Below are 14,078 nucleotides of genomic sequence, written 5' to 3'. Positions count from 1 at the left end.
ATGGAAGCGCGCAAACAAAAACTGCTGCGTCAGCATCGTCGCCACAAGCGTATAGCAATGGTAACGGCGCTCGTCACGCTGCTGTTTATAGGCGTGGCAGTCAGCTTCTGGCTGGTGCCGCTACTGGTGGCTTTGGGCTGGATTGCCCATGAGGCCTGGTTCGCCGATCATCTATTTTATCGTCCACAGGAAGACTACCGTTACGAATTTCCGCCGGATGCGGTGCAACTGGATGGGTGCATCGGGCGTGGTTGCCTGCACTTGACCGGTGACTTGCCTGATGCCGACACGCTGATTCTTGAGGTGCGGCTGGAGGCAACTTGGGCTGGACGCCTGCGTGACCCTCGTGTGTATGTCGGTGGGGATCGTCAGGATTTTGAGCGTGGTGTACGTGGGCGGCGGTATCTGAACTTGTCTGGGCAACAGGAGGCTTTGCGTGCGGGCTCGCTGCGATTCGATAGCCGGTATTGCCGTCTGGATGCCGAGGTCAGGCTGTACGCCATGCGTAACCCCGACTATACGCAGCGGCGGGTGCTGATCATCGCGCCCCACGCTGATGATGCCGAGCTGGCGGCCTTCGGCCTCTACAGTCATACCCCGGAGGTGGCTATCGTCACGCTGACCCAAGGTGAGATTGAAGCCGACAACTACCGCCGCCTCGGGCTGCACAGTGCTGCGGCATCGCGGCTCAAGGGGCGGTTGCGCACCTGGGGTAGCCTTGCTGTGCCTCTGTGGGGCGGCGTGTCGCAGCGGTATTGCGTCCAACTCGGCTATTACTGTTTGCAATTGCAGGCGATGGAGGCCATGCCCGAAAGAGTGTTCGGCTCTCGTGAGTCAAGTGAAACCAACATACGCACCGTGAGAACGCACAACCCGTTGCAGTTGCCAGGGGACCGCGACGGGCAGCCTACGTGGAACAACTTGCAGGCCGATCTGCGTGCTTTGCTCGCGCATTTTCGTCCCGAGATAGTAATCACTCCTCATCCGGAGCTGGACCCACATGCTGACCACGTTGCCGCGACCCGTGCTCTTCGACAGGCAATAGAAGAGGGGGAGTGGAAACCCGAAGCCCTTCTGCTCTACGCCAATCACCTGCACGATAATGACCGCTGGCCCATGGGGCCGGCAGGCTGTGGTGTCGCCTTGCCGCCCGCTATCGAGCCTTTGCCGGCTGATCGCCTATGGAGTCTTACGTTGAACGCCGAGACACAGCTGGACAAGGCCATGGCTCTGGCAATGCAACATGACTTGCAAGTGCCACTGCCAATGAAAAAGCGCCTACGCCGGAGCATTCAACGGGTTCTGGCGGGACGCCGCTGGCCGACAACGGGTGATGACGAATTCTTCCGCAAGGCGGTGCGCAGGCACGAATTGTTCTGGGTTCGCCACCTCTAGCAAGGCACCACCACCGGCAGGCTGCCAATGCCTGCATGTTATTATCACCGCCGTTTTCTCTTTCTCACCGGAGCCCTCATGAAGCTGTCCATGCCCCGATTCGACCAAGCCGCCGTTTTGGTGGTCGGTGACGTCATGCTCGATCGTTACTGGCATGGCGGTACTTCGCGGATATCGCCTGAGGCGCCGGTGCCGGTGGTCAAGGTCGAGCATGTCGAGGATCGGCCGGGTGGGGCGGCGAACGTTGCGCTGAATATTGCAGCGCTTGGTGCGCCGGCGGCGCTGGTCGGGGTTACCGGGGTCGACGAGGCGCAGCAGAGCCTGACCGATAGCCTTACTGCTGCGGGGATCGGGGCATACTTCCAATCCATCGAGCATCAGCCCACGATCATCAAGCTGCGGGTGATGAGTCGCCATCAGCAGCTGCTGCGAATGGATTTCGAAGAACCCTTCGATACGGATCCCGCCGCGTTGCTGAGGCAGGTCGAGGCGCTGCTGGACGGCGTCAAAGTGTTGATTCTGTCCGATTACGGCAAGGGCGCGCTGCGCAACCACCAGGCATTGATTCAGGCGGCTCGCCAGCGCGGTATCCCGGTGCTGGCCGATCCCAAGGGAAAGAATTTCGAGATTTACCGAGGCGCATCGGTGATTACGCCGAATCTCGGCGAGTTCGAGGCCATCGTTGGACATTGCACGGACGAAGCCGAGCTGGTGGCCAAGGGGGCCGAACTGATGCACAGCCTTGAGCTCGGCGCTCTGCTGGTGACTCGCGGCGAGCATGGCATGACGTTGCTGCGTCCGGAGCATTCGCCGTTGCACCTGCCTGCTCGGGCTCGCGAAGTGTTCGACGTCACCGGTGCTGGCGACACTGTCATCTCTACCCTGGCCGTCGCTATAGCTGCAGGCGAGGAATTACCGCAGGCCGTAGCCCTCGCCAATCTCGCCGCCGGCATCGTCGTCGGGAAGCTTGGGACCGCTTGTATCAGCGCCCCGGAACTGCGCCGCGCGGTGCAGCGCGAGGAAGGTTCCGAGCGCGGTGTGATGACACTGGAGCAGCTGCTAACGGTGATCGAAGATGCTCGCGCCGAGGGCGAAAAGATCGTCTTCACCAATGGCTGTTTCGACATTCTGCATGCCGGCCATGTGTCCTATCTGGAGCAGGCGCGTGCCCAGGGAGATCGCTTGATCGTTGCGGTGAACGATGATGGTTCGGTGAGTCGCCTGAAGGGTCCGGGCCGGCCGATCAACTCGGTTGATCGACGCATGGCGGTGCTGGCTGGCCTCGGCGCAGTCGATTGGGTCGTGTGCTTCGCAGAAGACACACCGGAGAATCTACTCGCCGAGGTCAAACCGGATGTGTTGGTCAAGGGCGGTGACTACGGTGTCGATCAGGTTGTGGGCGCGGATCTGGTCACCGCCTATGGCGGCGAGGTCAAGGTACTGGGGCTCGTAGAAAACAGCTCTACCACGGCCATTGTCGAGAAAATCCGCAAGCGATAACTAGCGCCTGCCGCCCAGCCAACCTGGCTGGGCAGGCTATCTCTTCAGTTCAACCGGATGCCGCCAAGGTGTTGGTCTTGATCCAGTCACGCCAGCTGATTCGCTCTTCTCGCACGACCCATTCGTCCTGGCTGGCAAAACTTTCCGACAGCCACAACCCGCGCGTGCTGGCCGGAACGGGCTGACCCTTGCGCAAGGTGAACAGCGCGGCGGTCGGGCGGCCCTGTAGCAGCGGAACCAGATAGAGGTCGGGTCTGCTGCGGGATAACTCAGCGACGAGCTTGCCGTCGTCCAGGCGTTCGTCAACGTGGAACAGGCTGAGCTCGCGGGTTTCCTTCGGCAACTCAAGGCGCATGTCGTAGACCAGCTGCAGCGAAGCAGTAGGCAGATGAACATAGGCTCGCGGCCGCTCCATCAAGGTCATCTGACCACATTGAATCGGCCTGGCCGAGCCGGAAAGCGAGGCGAGGTTGAAGTGCACCGCCTCGCGATAGCGCAAGCTGCCCTGATAAGGTGCCGGCAGCCAGGTATCACCGAAGCGCCCGGCGAGCCAACCTTCAGGCGTCTCCATCAAGCATTCTTCAGCGACTTCCTGAATCGCGGTTAGCAGCGGCAGGCTGAGCTCATGGGCGGGGACGTAGCCAGAGATCAACTTGAGCACCACGTCGCCCCGGTCCTGGCGTTGCTGGCGCACCAGTACCCAGTATTCCTGACCCTGCCAACAGAGGGTCAGGCGTACCGAGACGCCCAGGTTTGCCAGTTCGACCTTGAAGCGGCTGGGATCATCGACAGTCACTGGCCGGCGGCGTTCGAGCATCTCGCTGAAATTGAGTGGCCGTCCGAGGCTCTGGTAGCGCAAGCCTTCCGGGCTCGCTTCGACGAGCAGCGGCAGCGTCTTGAAGGCTGTGGGATTCTTGCGGATCAGCACACGCGGCATCGGCTCCTCCAGGCAGTAGGCGGCCGTTTGGCCGTGTTTATTGTTGTTGGGATAAAACGGCTGCGGCGGTACGCACGTTATCTGACAAGTGTTGCGGGTTGATGGTGCCAATGATGGCCGCTCCGACGCCGGGGTGGCTGAACAGCAACTCGAAGCTGAGGCGTACGGGATCCTCGTCTGGCGTCAGGCAAACATGGCCGCTGGCGAGCGCCTTCTTGACCAGGATGCCCTTGGCGTGTGCCTGAGCGTAGTCGAGCACCGGCCGTTCGGCCTGCTCGTTGAGGTTGTAGGTGACCATCGCACAGTCGCCATGCTCAAGGGCGAGCAATCCGCCCCCCACAGTCTTGCCCGACAGGCCGAAGCCGAGGATCTTGCCCTCGCGCTTGAGCTCCGCGAGCGTTTCGTAAACGCCACTGTCCTGCAGAATTTCCAGGTCGCGCCCGTCCGAGTGCACCAGTACAAGGTCGATACGGTCGGTTTTCAGCCGCTTTAGGCTGCGCTCGACGGAAAAGCGGGTATGGGCTGGTGAGAAATCGAAATGCGAACGACCGTCGATGAATTCCTCACCAACCTTGCTGACCACCACCCAATGGTCGCGCTGGCCTTGCAGCAGCGGGCCCAGGCGCTGCTCACTGACCCCGTAGGCGGGCGCGGTGTCGATCAGGTTGATCCCCAGATCGCGTGCTAGAGCAAGCAGTTGTCGCGCCTGCGAGTCGTCGGGAATACGAAAGCCGTTGGGGTACTTCACTCCCTGGTCACGGCCCAGCTTGACGGTGCCCAGGCCCAGTGGCGATACATTCAGGCCGGTGCTGCCGAGCGGGCGATGCAGGTGATGGAGGGTCGTTTCCATCAGACCAAACCTTCCCAGAATGGCCGGGTGATCGCAGGGCGGGGCAGTTCAGGCAGTGGCGCCAGCGGTTGCGGTTGAATGCCGTCTCGGACCAATGCGCCTTCGACGCGATCAGCGAAATCCGGCGACAATGCCAGTTTGGTCGGCCAGCCAACCAGCAGACGGCCCTGTTCCGCGAGAAAGGCGTTGTCCGGTCTCGCCAATGCCGATTGCGCCGGCTCAGCTCGATCGATGCGCAGCGTTGCCCATTTCGCTACGGACAGATCGATCCAAGGCACCAGCTCGGCCAGTTCTTTCTTCGCAGCCGCAATCTGCGCCGCTTCATCACGCGCCACCCCGCCCGCTTCGGCCAGATCGCCGCCCAGGTACCACACCCATTCACCATCTTCAGCCGGGTGGCTGGTGACAGTGATGCGAGGTTTGGCGCCGCCGCCAAGGCAATGTGCGTAAAGCGGCTTCAATGTTGGCGCCTTGACGATGACCATGTGCAACGGACGCTTCTGCATCGCCGGTTGGGCGAGACCCAAGGCGTTCAGCAGTTCGGCATTGCCCGCGCCGGCCGTCAGCACAATGCGTTGAGCGCGTATCGAGCGACCGTCGACGACTAGCCCCGTCAGTTCGCCGTTTTCCCGTAGTGGCTCGATTCGTTCGGCTTTAAGCAGGCCAGGGCCAGATAATTCAGCGAGTCGCTGGATCAGGCTTGGGACATCCAGCACCAGCTCGCTAAGGCGGTAAACCTTGCCTTTGAAGCGAGAATCCTGCAGCGCTGGTGGCAGTTCGCTCCCCTTGACCTGACCAACGCGTGAGCGGACGGCTTTGCTGGCAAAGAAGCTGGTGAGGTTGCCGGTCAGCGTGCCTGGAGACCACAGATAATGCGCGTCGGAGAGCAGGCGTACGTCGGAAAGGTCCAGTTCTCCGTTGCCGGCAAGCGCCTCGCGCCAGCGTCGCGGCATATCGGCGATGGCTTCGGATGCACCGGTCAGCGCGCCGCTCAGTGCGTACTTGGTCCCGCCGTGGATGATGCCTTGTGACTTGACGCTCTGCCCGCCGCCGAGCACGCCTTTGTCCACCAACAGTGTCGAATAGCCCAGCCGGCGCAGGCGTGCGTTCAGCCACAGGCCGGCGACTCCGCCGCCAACGATCAAAACATCGGTGCTGAGTGAATCGGACATGGGCGGGCCTCATAGAGAAATCAGGCGCGCAGTATAACCGCTCACCTGTCGGCTTCAGCCGATCTGGCTAATGTCCCGTGCTGCCGGAAAACAGCTGAATCACCACGACGCCAGCCACGATCAGCGCCATGCCGAGCACTGCTGGAAGGTCGAGCTTCTGATGGTAGATGACAGCCGCTGCGATGCTTACCAGGACGATGCCCAGGCCGGCCCAGATGGCGTAGGCAATTCCCACCGGGATGGTCTTGACCACCAGGGCAAGCATCCAGAACGACAGGCTGTAGCCCGCGATCACCAGAAACAGCGGTAGCGGGCGACTGAAGCCCGCCAGCGACTTCATGGACGTGGTGGCAATCACTTCGGCGGTGATAGCGATGGCGAGATAGAAATAGCCAGTCATACGGTCTCCGGTTGCGGGCAGTGCCGGTCTGCGCTGCGTTCATTCGGCTCCCGCGGAACGGGCAAGTTCTGCGCAACGATAGCGGATTTCGCTTCGCGCTTCGCTGTGGCCGTTGCATTCGCCCCTTTGCTAAGCTCCGCGCCCATGAATCGTGCCCTCTATACCCTGCTGTTTCATCTCGCGTTGCCACTGATCGTGGTTCGTTTGTTCTGGCGCGCCCGTCGAGCGCCGGCTTATCGAACGCGCATCGGCGAGCGCTTCGCTGTCGGGTTGCCGGAGTTTCAGCCGGGTGGCATCTGGGTGCATGCGGTGTCGGTCGGCGAAAGCATTGCTGCGGCGCCGATGATTCGGGCGCTTAAGGAGCGCTATCCACAGCTGCCGATCACCGTGACCTGCATGACGCCGACTGGCTCAGAGCGCATCAAGGCGTTGTTTGGCGACACCGTGCAGCACTGCTATCTGCCTTACGATCTGCCCTGGGCGGCATCGCGCTTTCTAGAGCGTCTGCGGCCGAAGCTGGCGGTCGTGATGGAAACCGAGTTATGGCCCAACCACATTCACCAGTGCGCGCGTCGCGGCATCCCGGTGACGCTGGCCAATGCTCGGCTCTCCGAGCGCTCGGCACGCGGCTATGCACGCTTCGCCCGACTGACCGCGCCGATGCTGGCCGAGCTGAGCCTGATCGCGGCGCAGACCGAAGCCGAGGCCGTGCGCTTTCGACAGCTCGGTGCCCGTGAGACCAGCGTGCAGGTCACGGGCTCGATCAAGTTTGACCTGCGCATCGACCCGGCGCTGCCTGAGCGCGCCGCTCAGCTCCGTACGCAATGGGGCGTCGTATTCCGGCCGATCTGGATTGGCGCCAGCACGCACGCGGGGGAGGACGAAATTCTGCTGGCTGCCCACCGCCTGCTGTTAGCAGAGCACCCTGACGCGTTGCTGATTCTGGTGCCGCGCCACCCGGAGCGCTTCGGCTCGGTGTATGAGCTGTGCCGAAAACAGGGCTTCGCTACGGTTCGGCGATCGCTAGCGGAACCGCCGCAGTCCGCTACACAGGTAGTACTTGGCGACACCATGGGTGAACTGCTGTTTCTGTTTGCACTCGCCGATGTTGCTTTTGTTGGCGGCAGCCTGGTGCCGACCGGCGGGCACAACCTGTTGGAGCCTGCCTCATTGGGCAAACCCGTGCTGACGGGACCGCACCTGTTCAACTTTCTCGATATCGCCGCGCAGCTACGCGATGCCGGTGCGCTTGCCGAAGTTGGCACTGCACCTGAGCTGGCATCTACAGTAGAGGCATTCTGGGTCGATCCCGCGCGCGCCGAGCAAGCGCGCAGCGCAGGCTTAACAGTGCTGAAGAACAATCAGGGCGCGCTGGGCCGTTTGCTGCAGGGGATTGGGGCTTTACTCGGTTAGCCGGGTATCAGCCTGTTTGCGAACGCTCCCGGTGACCGAAACCTGCCGCGGAAAAGTGGTGTTCCGCCAGGCCCGTTGCGGGCCTGACGATCCTTGGAATTTCTTCCGGCCGAACGTAGCGGTATCCCGTCCGGCGATGCCAACTACTCGATGCGCACCGGGCGGGCGAAATTCTCGGACAGATCTGGCGGCAGGAAGTCAGTGTCCGGGTCGTAGTCGGTTTTCAGATAACGTTGCAGATCTTCCAGGTCGCCCGGGTTGAGCGTTCCGGCCGCCTGTTTCAGGCGCAGACTGTCGATGATGTAGTCGTAGCGGGCATTGTTGTAGTCGCGGACCGAAGCGAACAGGCGGCGCTGCGTGTCGAGCACGTCGACGATGTTGCGGGTGCCGACCTGGTAGCCGATATCAGTTGCTTCCAGGGCGCTCTGGTTGGAAACGATCGACTGCCGCCGTGCCTGCACCTGTTCTACATCGGTATTGACCGCCCGATAAAGATTGCGCGTGGTTTCGACCACCTGACGCCGCAAGCTTTCACGCTGTTGCTCGGTCTGGGTCAGCTGGTGGAAGGCTTCGCGGCGCTGGGAGCTGATCAGCCCGCCGCTGTATAGAGGAATGTTCAGCTGCAGGCCGATGCTGCGCTGCTCGACGTCGCCGGTGTAGCGGGGGATGCCAGTCACCGCTTCGCTACCCGTGTTGGTGAAACCGAGGCTGTCGTTGTCGCCCTTACTGTAGCGCGCCACAGCGTCGAGGGTTGGCGAATGCCCAGAACGGCGTTGGCGCAGCGTTTCCTCGGCAGCGTTGACGGCCTGATTACTGGCCAGCAGGTCGAGGTTCTGCTGCGTGGCGGTGTTGACCCAAGCGCTGGCGTCATTGGGGATGGGCGGCAGCACCGGTAAACTGTGTTCGATGCCTTCCAGTGCCAGATACTCACGGTTGGTCAGGGTGAACAGCGCCTGGAACGCATCGTCCACTTGCCGTTGTGTAAGCAGTCGATTGGCGCGCGCTGTATCGAAACCCGCCTGAGCTTCGAGCACATCGGTACGGTCGGACAAACCAACTTCGAAGCGCTCGTCAGCCTGGTCGAGCTGGCGTTGAAAGGCCGACTCTTCGGCCTTGGCTGCGGCCAGATTGTCCTGGGCACGCAATACGGCGAAGTAAGCTTGCGCGGTGAGGCGAATCAAGTCCTGTTCGGCGATCGAGTACTCCAGCGCGGCCTGTTCGCTGATGGCTTCTGCCGCCTGTAGCTGGAACCAGCGCTCGGGCCGAAAGATCGGCTGGCTCAACGTCGCCTGATAGACGGTGCCGCTGCGTGACAGTGAGCGCGAACCCATGGACGTGTCGACGTCGGTGCGCGTGTCGCTGAGCTCCGCGCCGCCGCTGAGGTTCGGCAGCAGTCCAGCACGCGCTTGCGGCACGACTTCCTGAATCGCTTTGAACTGGGCACGCGCTGCGGCGAGGTCGGCGTTGTTTTCGACAGCCTGTCGGTAGACGCTAACTAGGTCGGTCCGGGCGGAAAGTGGAGGTGCTGTCTCGGCCCAAGTCAGCCCGGACGAGGCGGCGGTCACGGCGAGTGCCAACGTGAGTCTGCGCAGCATGTGCGTCTTTCCCTGAAGCGAAGTGATGGGCAAGGCTATGCGCGGGCATGCAGACGGTCAAGGCGCTTGAGCAGGGTGTTCGGGCCCTTGTCGGAGGCGATCAAGCATCAGGGGGCGGGAATGGATATGACCCGGCGGTCGTGGTAGCTGCCATCGGCATGGTATTCCCAGCCACTCTTGATTAGACTCGGCCCGTTCTTGTCGGGGTGCCTTGAAGCGAAGGCTGAGATCGGAAAGTTCCGGATCCCGTTGAACCTGATCAGGTTAAGGCCTGCGTAGGGAACAAGATGTGCTCGCCAGTCTTTCGGCCAGCTCTCTCGGCGCCAGCCCCGGCGCGCCCCGATGCCCTTTTCCCGCCGTGTTTTTCAGGTTCGCTCCGACAACTTTCGAGGAGCTAGCCTGATGCGTGCAGAACAACAAAACCTCAGTGAATCCGCCCAAGTCGATCAGGGATCGATCCAGCCTTTCCCGCGTTCGCAGAAAATCTACGTCCAAGGCTCCCGCCCGGACATCCGCGTGCCGATGCGTGAGATCAGTCTCGACGTGACGCCGACCGATTTCGGCGGTGAGATCAACGCGCCGGTTCTGGTCTATGACACCTCCGGCCCTTACACCGACCCGAGCGTGACCATCGACGTGCGCAAAGGCCTGGCTGATGTGCGCTCGGCCTGGATCGACGACCGTGCCGACACTGAGCTGCTCGACGGCCTGACGTCGCACTTCGGCCAGCAGCGCCTGGCCGATGCGGAGCTGACCAAGATGCGCTTCGCCCATGTACGTAATCCTCGCCGCGCCAAGCCGGGCAAGAACGTCAGCCAGATGCACTATGCGCGTCAGGGCATCATCACGCCCGAAATGGAATACGTCGCCATTCGCGAAAACCTGAAGCTGCAGGAAGCTCGCGCGGCCGGTCTGCTCACCGAGCAACACGCCGGACAGAGTTTTGGTGCGTCGATCCCAAAGGAAATCACTGCCGAATTCGTGCGCGACGAAGTGGCCCGCGGCCGCGCCATCATTCCGGCGAACATTAACCATACCGAGCTCGAGCCGATGATCATCGGCCGCAACTTCCTGGTGAAGATCAACGGCAACATCGGCAACTCGGCGCTGGGGTCCTCGATCGAAGAAGAAGTGGCCAAGCTGACCTGGGGCATCCGCTGGGGCTCGGACACCGTTATGGACCTGTCCACCGGCAAGCACATCCATGAAACCCGCGAGTGGATCATCCGCAACTCGCCGGTGCCGATCGGTACCGTGCCGATCTACCAGGCGCTGGAAAAGGTCAACGGCGTCGCCGAAGACCTGACCTGGGAGCTGTTCCGCGACACGCTGATCGAGCAGGCCGAGCAGGGCGTGGACTACTTCACCATCCACGCTGGCGTGCTGCTGCGCTATGTGCCGCTGACGGCCAAGCGCGTCACCGGTATCGTCTCGCGCGGCGGCTCGATCATGGCCAAGTGGTGCCTGGCGCATCACCAGGAGAATTTCCTCTACACCCACTTCGAGGAAATCTGCGAAATCATGAAGGCCTACGACGTCAGCTTCTCACTGGGCGATGGCCTGCGTCCGGGCTCGATTGCCGATGCCAACGATGCTGCCCAGTTCGGCGAGCTGGAAACCCTCGGCGAGCTGACCAAGATCGCCTGGAAGCATGACGTGCAATGCATGATCGAAGGCCCCGGCCACGTGCCGATGCAGTTGATCAAGGAGAACATGGACAAGCAGCTTGAATGCTGCGACGAGGCGCCGTTCTATACCCTCGGCCCGCTGACCACCGACATCGCGCCCGGTTACGACCACATCACCAGCGGCATCGGTGCGGCCATGATCGGCTGGTTCGGTTGCGCCATGCTCTGCTACGTCACGCCCAAGGAGCACCTGGGCCTGCCGAACAAGGATGACGTCAAGACCGGGATCATCACCTACAAGATCGCCGCGCACGCCGCTGACCTCGCCAAGGGCCATCCGGGCGCACAGATTCGCGACAACGCTCTGTCCAAGGCACGCTTCGAATTCCGTTGGGAAGACCAGTTCAACCTCGGCCTGGATCCGGACACCGCCCGCAGTTACCACGACGAGACTTTGCCGAAGGATTCGGCCAAGGTCGCGCATTTCTGCTCCATGTGCGGGCCGAAGTTCTGCTCGATGAAGATCACTCAGGAAGTCCGGGAGTACGCCGCGCAGAACGGGCTGACCGATGAACAAAAAGCGATCGAGGCGGGCTTTAAAGAACAATCCTCGCGCTTCAAGGATGAGGGGTCGGTGATCTACAAGCAGGTGTAGCGGCCGGGTCGGCCACTACGTCGTAGGGTGGATGCCGCTTTTTACATCCACCGTTCCGCCGTTTGGTGGATCGATCCAGCGTGATCCATCTACACCACAGCAGGTCTGCGCCGAGCCGCTTAACGCAGCGAGTCTCGCTAGGCCGGCTGCTTGACCCGATGTACAGGGTGAAAAATGGCGCCTTCTTACGCGTCGAGTCCAACAGGCTTGCGAAACGATTCGGCGGCCAATCGGAGCAGTGCGAACGGGTGGATAAGGCTCTGGCTTTATCTGCCCTACTGTTTCGCTGATCTTTCTTTCGTGAGGCAACCCCTTGCGCTCACGGCTATGCGCCGGGCAACCGGCTTCTTCGAGAAAAACAACGTGAACAATGCAGGTCGTTATTCTCCGCATCAGATGATCGCCGCTGAGCACCGTGTATTCGGTGGGCGTGATCTGTTTTCTCTGTGGTTCTCCCTCGGCGTCGGCCTGATGGTATTGCAGCTTGGCGCCTTGCTGGCGCCGGGTCTGGGCATGAGCGGTGCTTTGCTGGCCATCGTCAGCGGCACCGCAGTAGGCGTGATACTGCTCGGTGCGGTCGCGGTGATAGGCAGCGACACCGGCTTGTCGTCAATGGCGAATCTGAAGCGCACGCTGGGCGACCGAGGCGCGGTGTTGCCGGCGCTGTTGAATCTGGTCCAGCTAGTCGGCTGGGGCGCCTTCGAGATCATTATCATGCGCGACGCGGCGAGCTTGCTGGCGACGCGTGCGTTTGGCGAGCAGAGCGGATGGGTCAGCCCCGCGCTCTGGACGTTGTTCTTCGGTGCGCTGGCGACGTTGCTGGCGATCACCGGCCCGCTGACCTTCGTCCGTCGGATCTTGCGCAAGTGGGGCATCTGGCTGCTGCTCGGCGCCTGCGTCTGGCTGACCTGGAACCTGTTCGACAAGGCTGATCTCCGGGCTCTATGGGCACGTCAGGGCGACGGATCGCTGCCCTTCGCGCTGGGCTTCGATATCGCCATCGCCATGCCGTTGTCCTGGTTACCGCTGATCGCAGACTACTCGCGCTTTGGCAAGGCGGCGCGGCGTGTTTTCGGCGGTACGGTGCTGGGCTTCTTCATCGGCAACGTCTGGCTGATGAGCCTCGGTGTCGCCTATACCCTGGCCTTTGCCGACAGCGGCGAAGTGAACGCGCTGTTGTTGGCGTTGGCGGGTGCCGGGCTTGGCATCCCGCTGCTGCTGATCCTGCTGGACGAGTCCGAGAATGCTTTTGCCGACATCCATTCGGCTGCAGTCTCGGTTGGCATACTGCTGCCGTTCAAGGTCGAGCGGCTGGCTTTGGTCATCGGTGCGCTGTGCACCTTGATCGCCTGGTTCGCACCACTGGCGGAATACCAGAACTTCCTGCTGCTGATCGGCTCGGTATTCGCCCCACTGTTTGGTGTCGTGCTGGTGGATCACTACCTGCTCAGGAGGCGTGGCCGACTGCAAATGGCCGGCACGATGTTGCGCTGGGAGACATTGTCCGCGTGGGGCTGCGGTGCGGCTGTCTACCATTTGTTGGCTAATGCCTGGCCCGAGGTTGGCGCCAGCCTGCCGGCGCTGTTCCTCTCCGGCGGGCTGCTGCTGATATTGAGCCGCTTTGCAAGGACTACGGTAGGAACGCCGGTTTCAGTATCCCGCTGAGCTCCTTGTACGGGATCTCCAGCTCAGGGTGGCCGCTCGAATACGGTGCGATGCTGTAAATGTCGTATTTGAGCAAGACCTTGTCGCGCAGGAACGCGATGTTTGATGTCTGCTGATGCGGCCATTGACGGCTGAAAGCGGCGTCGTGCTCGTTGGCTATCAGCCATTGCTGATGCGCCTTCGCGGCAACGCGCCAGAAAGCACCCTCCTTGCCAGGCATCACCACATCGGCGAGCTTCAGCTCACGGTCTTGCTCGCGGTCGTAGTTGATGAAGCCGCGTCCGGGCATCCCGTGAGCACCGCCGGTGTGCAGATAGCTGGACAGCTCGACTACCAACAGCGGTCCGTGCTGTTCGCGTAGTTTGGCTTGAAGATAGCTGCTCCAGCCGGGTTCCGAATCTTGCAAGAAGGCCTGTTGATAGCCCTCCAGTGACGCCGGGACCTCTGCATTCGGGCTGTTTACCGTCATCTCGCGCAACCGTTGGTCGATCAGCGCGTTCAGTGCGGGCTCGTTTTCGAACAGCTGAGTATCTATGTTCACCAATGGGCAGCTATCGTCTTGTGCAGGACAGCCGGCTGGACGTTGCTCGCTGAGAATCTGTCGAACCTCCACAGGCGGCTCTCCACCGAAGTGTTGGCAACCTCCAATGAGCAGGCTGAATGCTATTAACGCGATGGCATTGCGGATTGGCATCAATGGGTTGGCTCCTGCGGCGGTTTCAGTGCGGGTTCGAGTGCATGAGTGGAGCGAAGTTCGAGAATCGCCAGCTGGGCATCTTCCGTCGTGCGAATGGTCTGCTAAGGGCTGCGTCTGAGCAAATGGCGCGCTACGATGGCAGCAGAGAGACCGCTCACGCTGTGACGGTTG

Annotated in this window: 11 protein-coding genes and 1 riboswitch; of the genes, 5 read left to right on the top strand and 6 right to left on the bottom strand. The window is 61.7% G+C overall.

From position 1 onward, the window contains the following. Together ACQKIK_RS08375 and hldE are read left to right on the top strand one after the other, a co-directional pair. Window positions 1-1,395, top strand: a complete 1,395-nt coding sequence (locus tag ACQKIK_RS08375) for a PIG-L deacetylase family protein (RefSeq protein ID WP_499135573.1) — start codon at window positions 1-3, stop codon at window positions 1,393-1,395. A 78-nt stretch (window positions 1,396-1,473) separates the two neighbouring features. After that, complete coding sequence (hldE, locus tag ACQKIK_RS08370; RefSeq protein ID WP_101152929.1) at window positions 1,474-2,895, top strand: bifunctional D-glycero-beta-D-manno-heptose-7-phosphate kinase/D-glycero-beta-D-manno-heptose 1-phosphate adenylyltransferase HldE; 1,422 nt, start codon at window positions 1,474-1,476, stop codon at window positions 2,893-2,895. Between the two features lie 49 nt (window positions 2,896-2,944). Here hldE and ACQKIK_RS08365 read toward each other — a convergent pair whose 3' ends face one another. The 4 genes from ACQKIK_RS08365 to ACQKIK_RS08350 form a co-directional block, all read right to left on the bottom strand. Continuing rightward, the gene (locus ACQKIK_RS08365; RefSeq protein ID WP_127840255.1) at window positions 2,945-3,832 is read right to left on the bottom strand and encodes a metal ABC transporter ATPase; all 888 of its coding nucleotides are present in this window, start codon (window positions 3,830-3,832) and stop codon (window positions 2,945-2,947) included. Window positions 3,833-3,869: 37 nt separating this feature from the next. Then, window positions 3,870-4,685 carry an aldo/keto reductase gene (locus ACQKIK_RS08360; protein WP_499135891.1) on the bottom strand — a complete coding sequence of 272 codons (816 nt, stop codon included), beginning with the start codon at window positions 4,683-4,685 and terminating at the stop codon, window positions 3,870-3,872. Continuing rightward, the gene (locus tag ACQKIK_RS08355; RefSeq protein WP_499135572.1) at window positions 4,682-5,854 is read right to left on the bottom strand and encodes an NAD(P)/FAD-dependent oxidoreductase; all 1,173 of its coding nucleotides are present in this window, start codon (window positions 5,852-5,854) and stop codon (window positions 4,682-4,684) included. Before ACQKIK_RS08355 ends, ACQKIK_RS08360 begins: the two co-directional genes overlap by 4 nt. Window positions 5,855-5,921: 67 nt before the next feature. Next, entirely contained in the window at window positions 5,922-6,254 is a 333-nt protein-coding gene (locus ACQKIK_RS08350) for a DMT family transporter (protein WP_499135570.1), read from the bottom strand. A 144-nt stretch (window positions 6,255-6,398) separates the two neighbouring features. Between ACQKIK_RS08350 and waaA the strand changes: the two genes are divergently transcribed. Further along, window positions 6,399-7,667 (top strand): lipid IV(A) 3-deoxy-D-manno-octulosonic acid transferase, encoded by a 1,269-nt coding sequence (gene waaA, locus ACQKIK_RS08345; protein ID WP_499135569.1) that lies wholly within the window; start codon window positions 6,399-6,401, stop codon window positions 7,665-7,667. A 143-nt stretch (window positions 7,668-7,810) separates the two neighbouring features. Here the strand turns inward: waaA and ACQKIK_RS08340 are convergent, their stop codons facing one another. Then, on the bottom strand, window positions 7,811-9,262 hold the full coding sequence (locus ACQKIK_RS08340; RefSeq protein ID WP_499135568.1) for a TolC family outer membrane protein: 1,452 nt from the start codon (window positions 9,260-9,262) through the stop codon (window positions 7,811-7,813). 192 nt (window positions 9,263-9,454) lie between these two features. Beyond that, a riboswitch (TPP riboswitch) is annotated at window positions 9,455-9,561 on the top strand. A 103-nt stretch (window positions 9,562-9,664) separates the two neighbouring features. Here ACQKIK_RS08340 and thiC point away from each other — a divergent pair. Then, window positions 9,665-11,545 (top strand): phosphomethylpyrimidine synthase ThiC, encoded by a 1,881-nt coding sequence (thiC, locus tag ACQKIK_RS08335; RefSeq protein ID WP_045423977.1) that lies wholly within the window; start codon window positions 9,665-9,667, stop codon window positions 11,543-11,545. A gap of 396 nt (window positions 11,546-11,941) precedes the next feature. Continuing rightward, window positions 11,942-13,210, top strand: a complete 1,269-nt coding sequence (gene cytX, locus ACQKIK_RS08330) for a putative hydroxymethylpyrimidine transporter CytX (RefSeq protein WP_155737961.1) — start codon at window positions 11,942-11,944, stop codon at window positions 13,208-13,210. Here the strand turns inward: cytX and ACQKIK_RS08325 are convergent. After that, complete coding sequence (locus tag ACQKIK_RS08325; protein WP_499135567.1) at window positions 13,176-13,904, bottom strand: RsiV family protein; 729 nt, start codon at window positions 13,902-13,904, stop codon at window positions 13,176-13,178. The two genes, cytX and ACQKIK_RS08325, sit on opposite strands and share 35 nt — an antisense overlap. Window positions 13,905-14,078 lie beyond the last annotated feature (174 nt).

This window comes from Pseudomonas sp. NPDC047961 (genome assembly GCF_050272435.1).
Lineage (GTDB): Bacteria > Pseudomonadota > Gammaproteobacteria > Pseudomonadales > Pseudomonadaceae > Stutzerimonas.
Note: the sequence above shows the minus strand (reverse complement) of the source record. Positions and strands in the feature narration are given on the sequence as shown.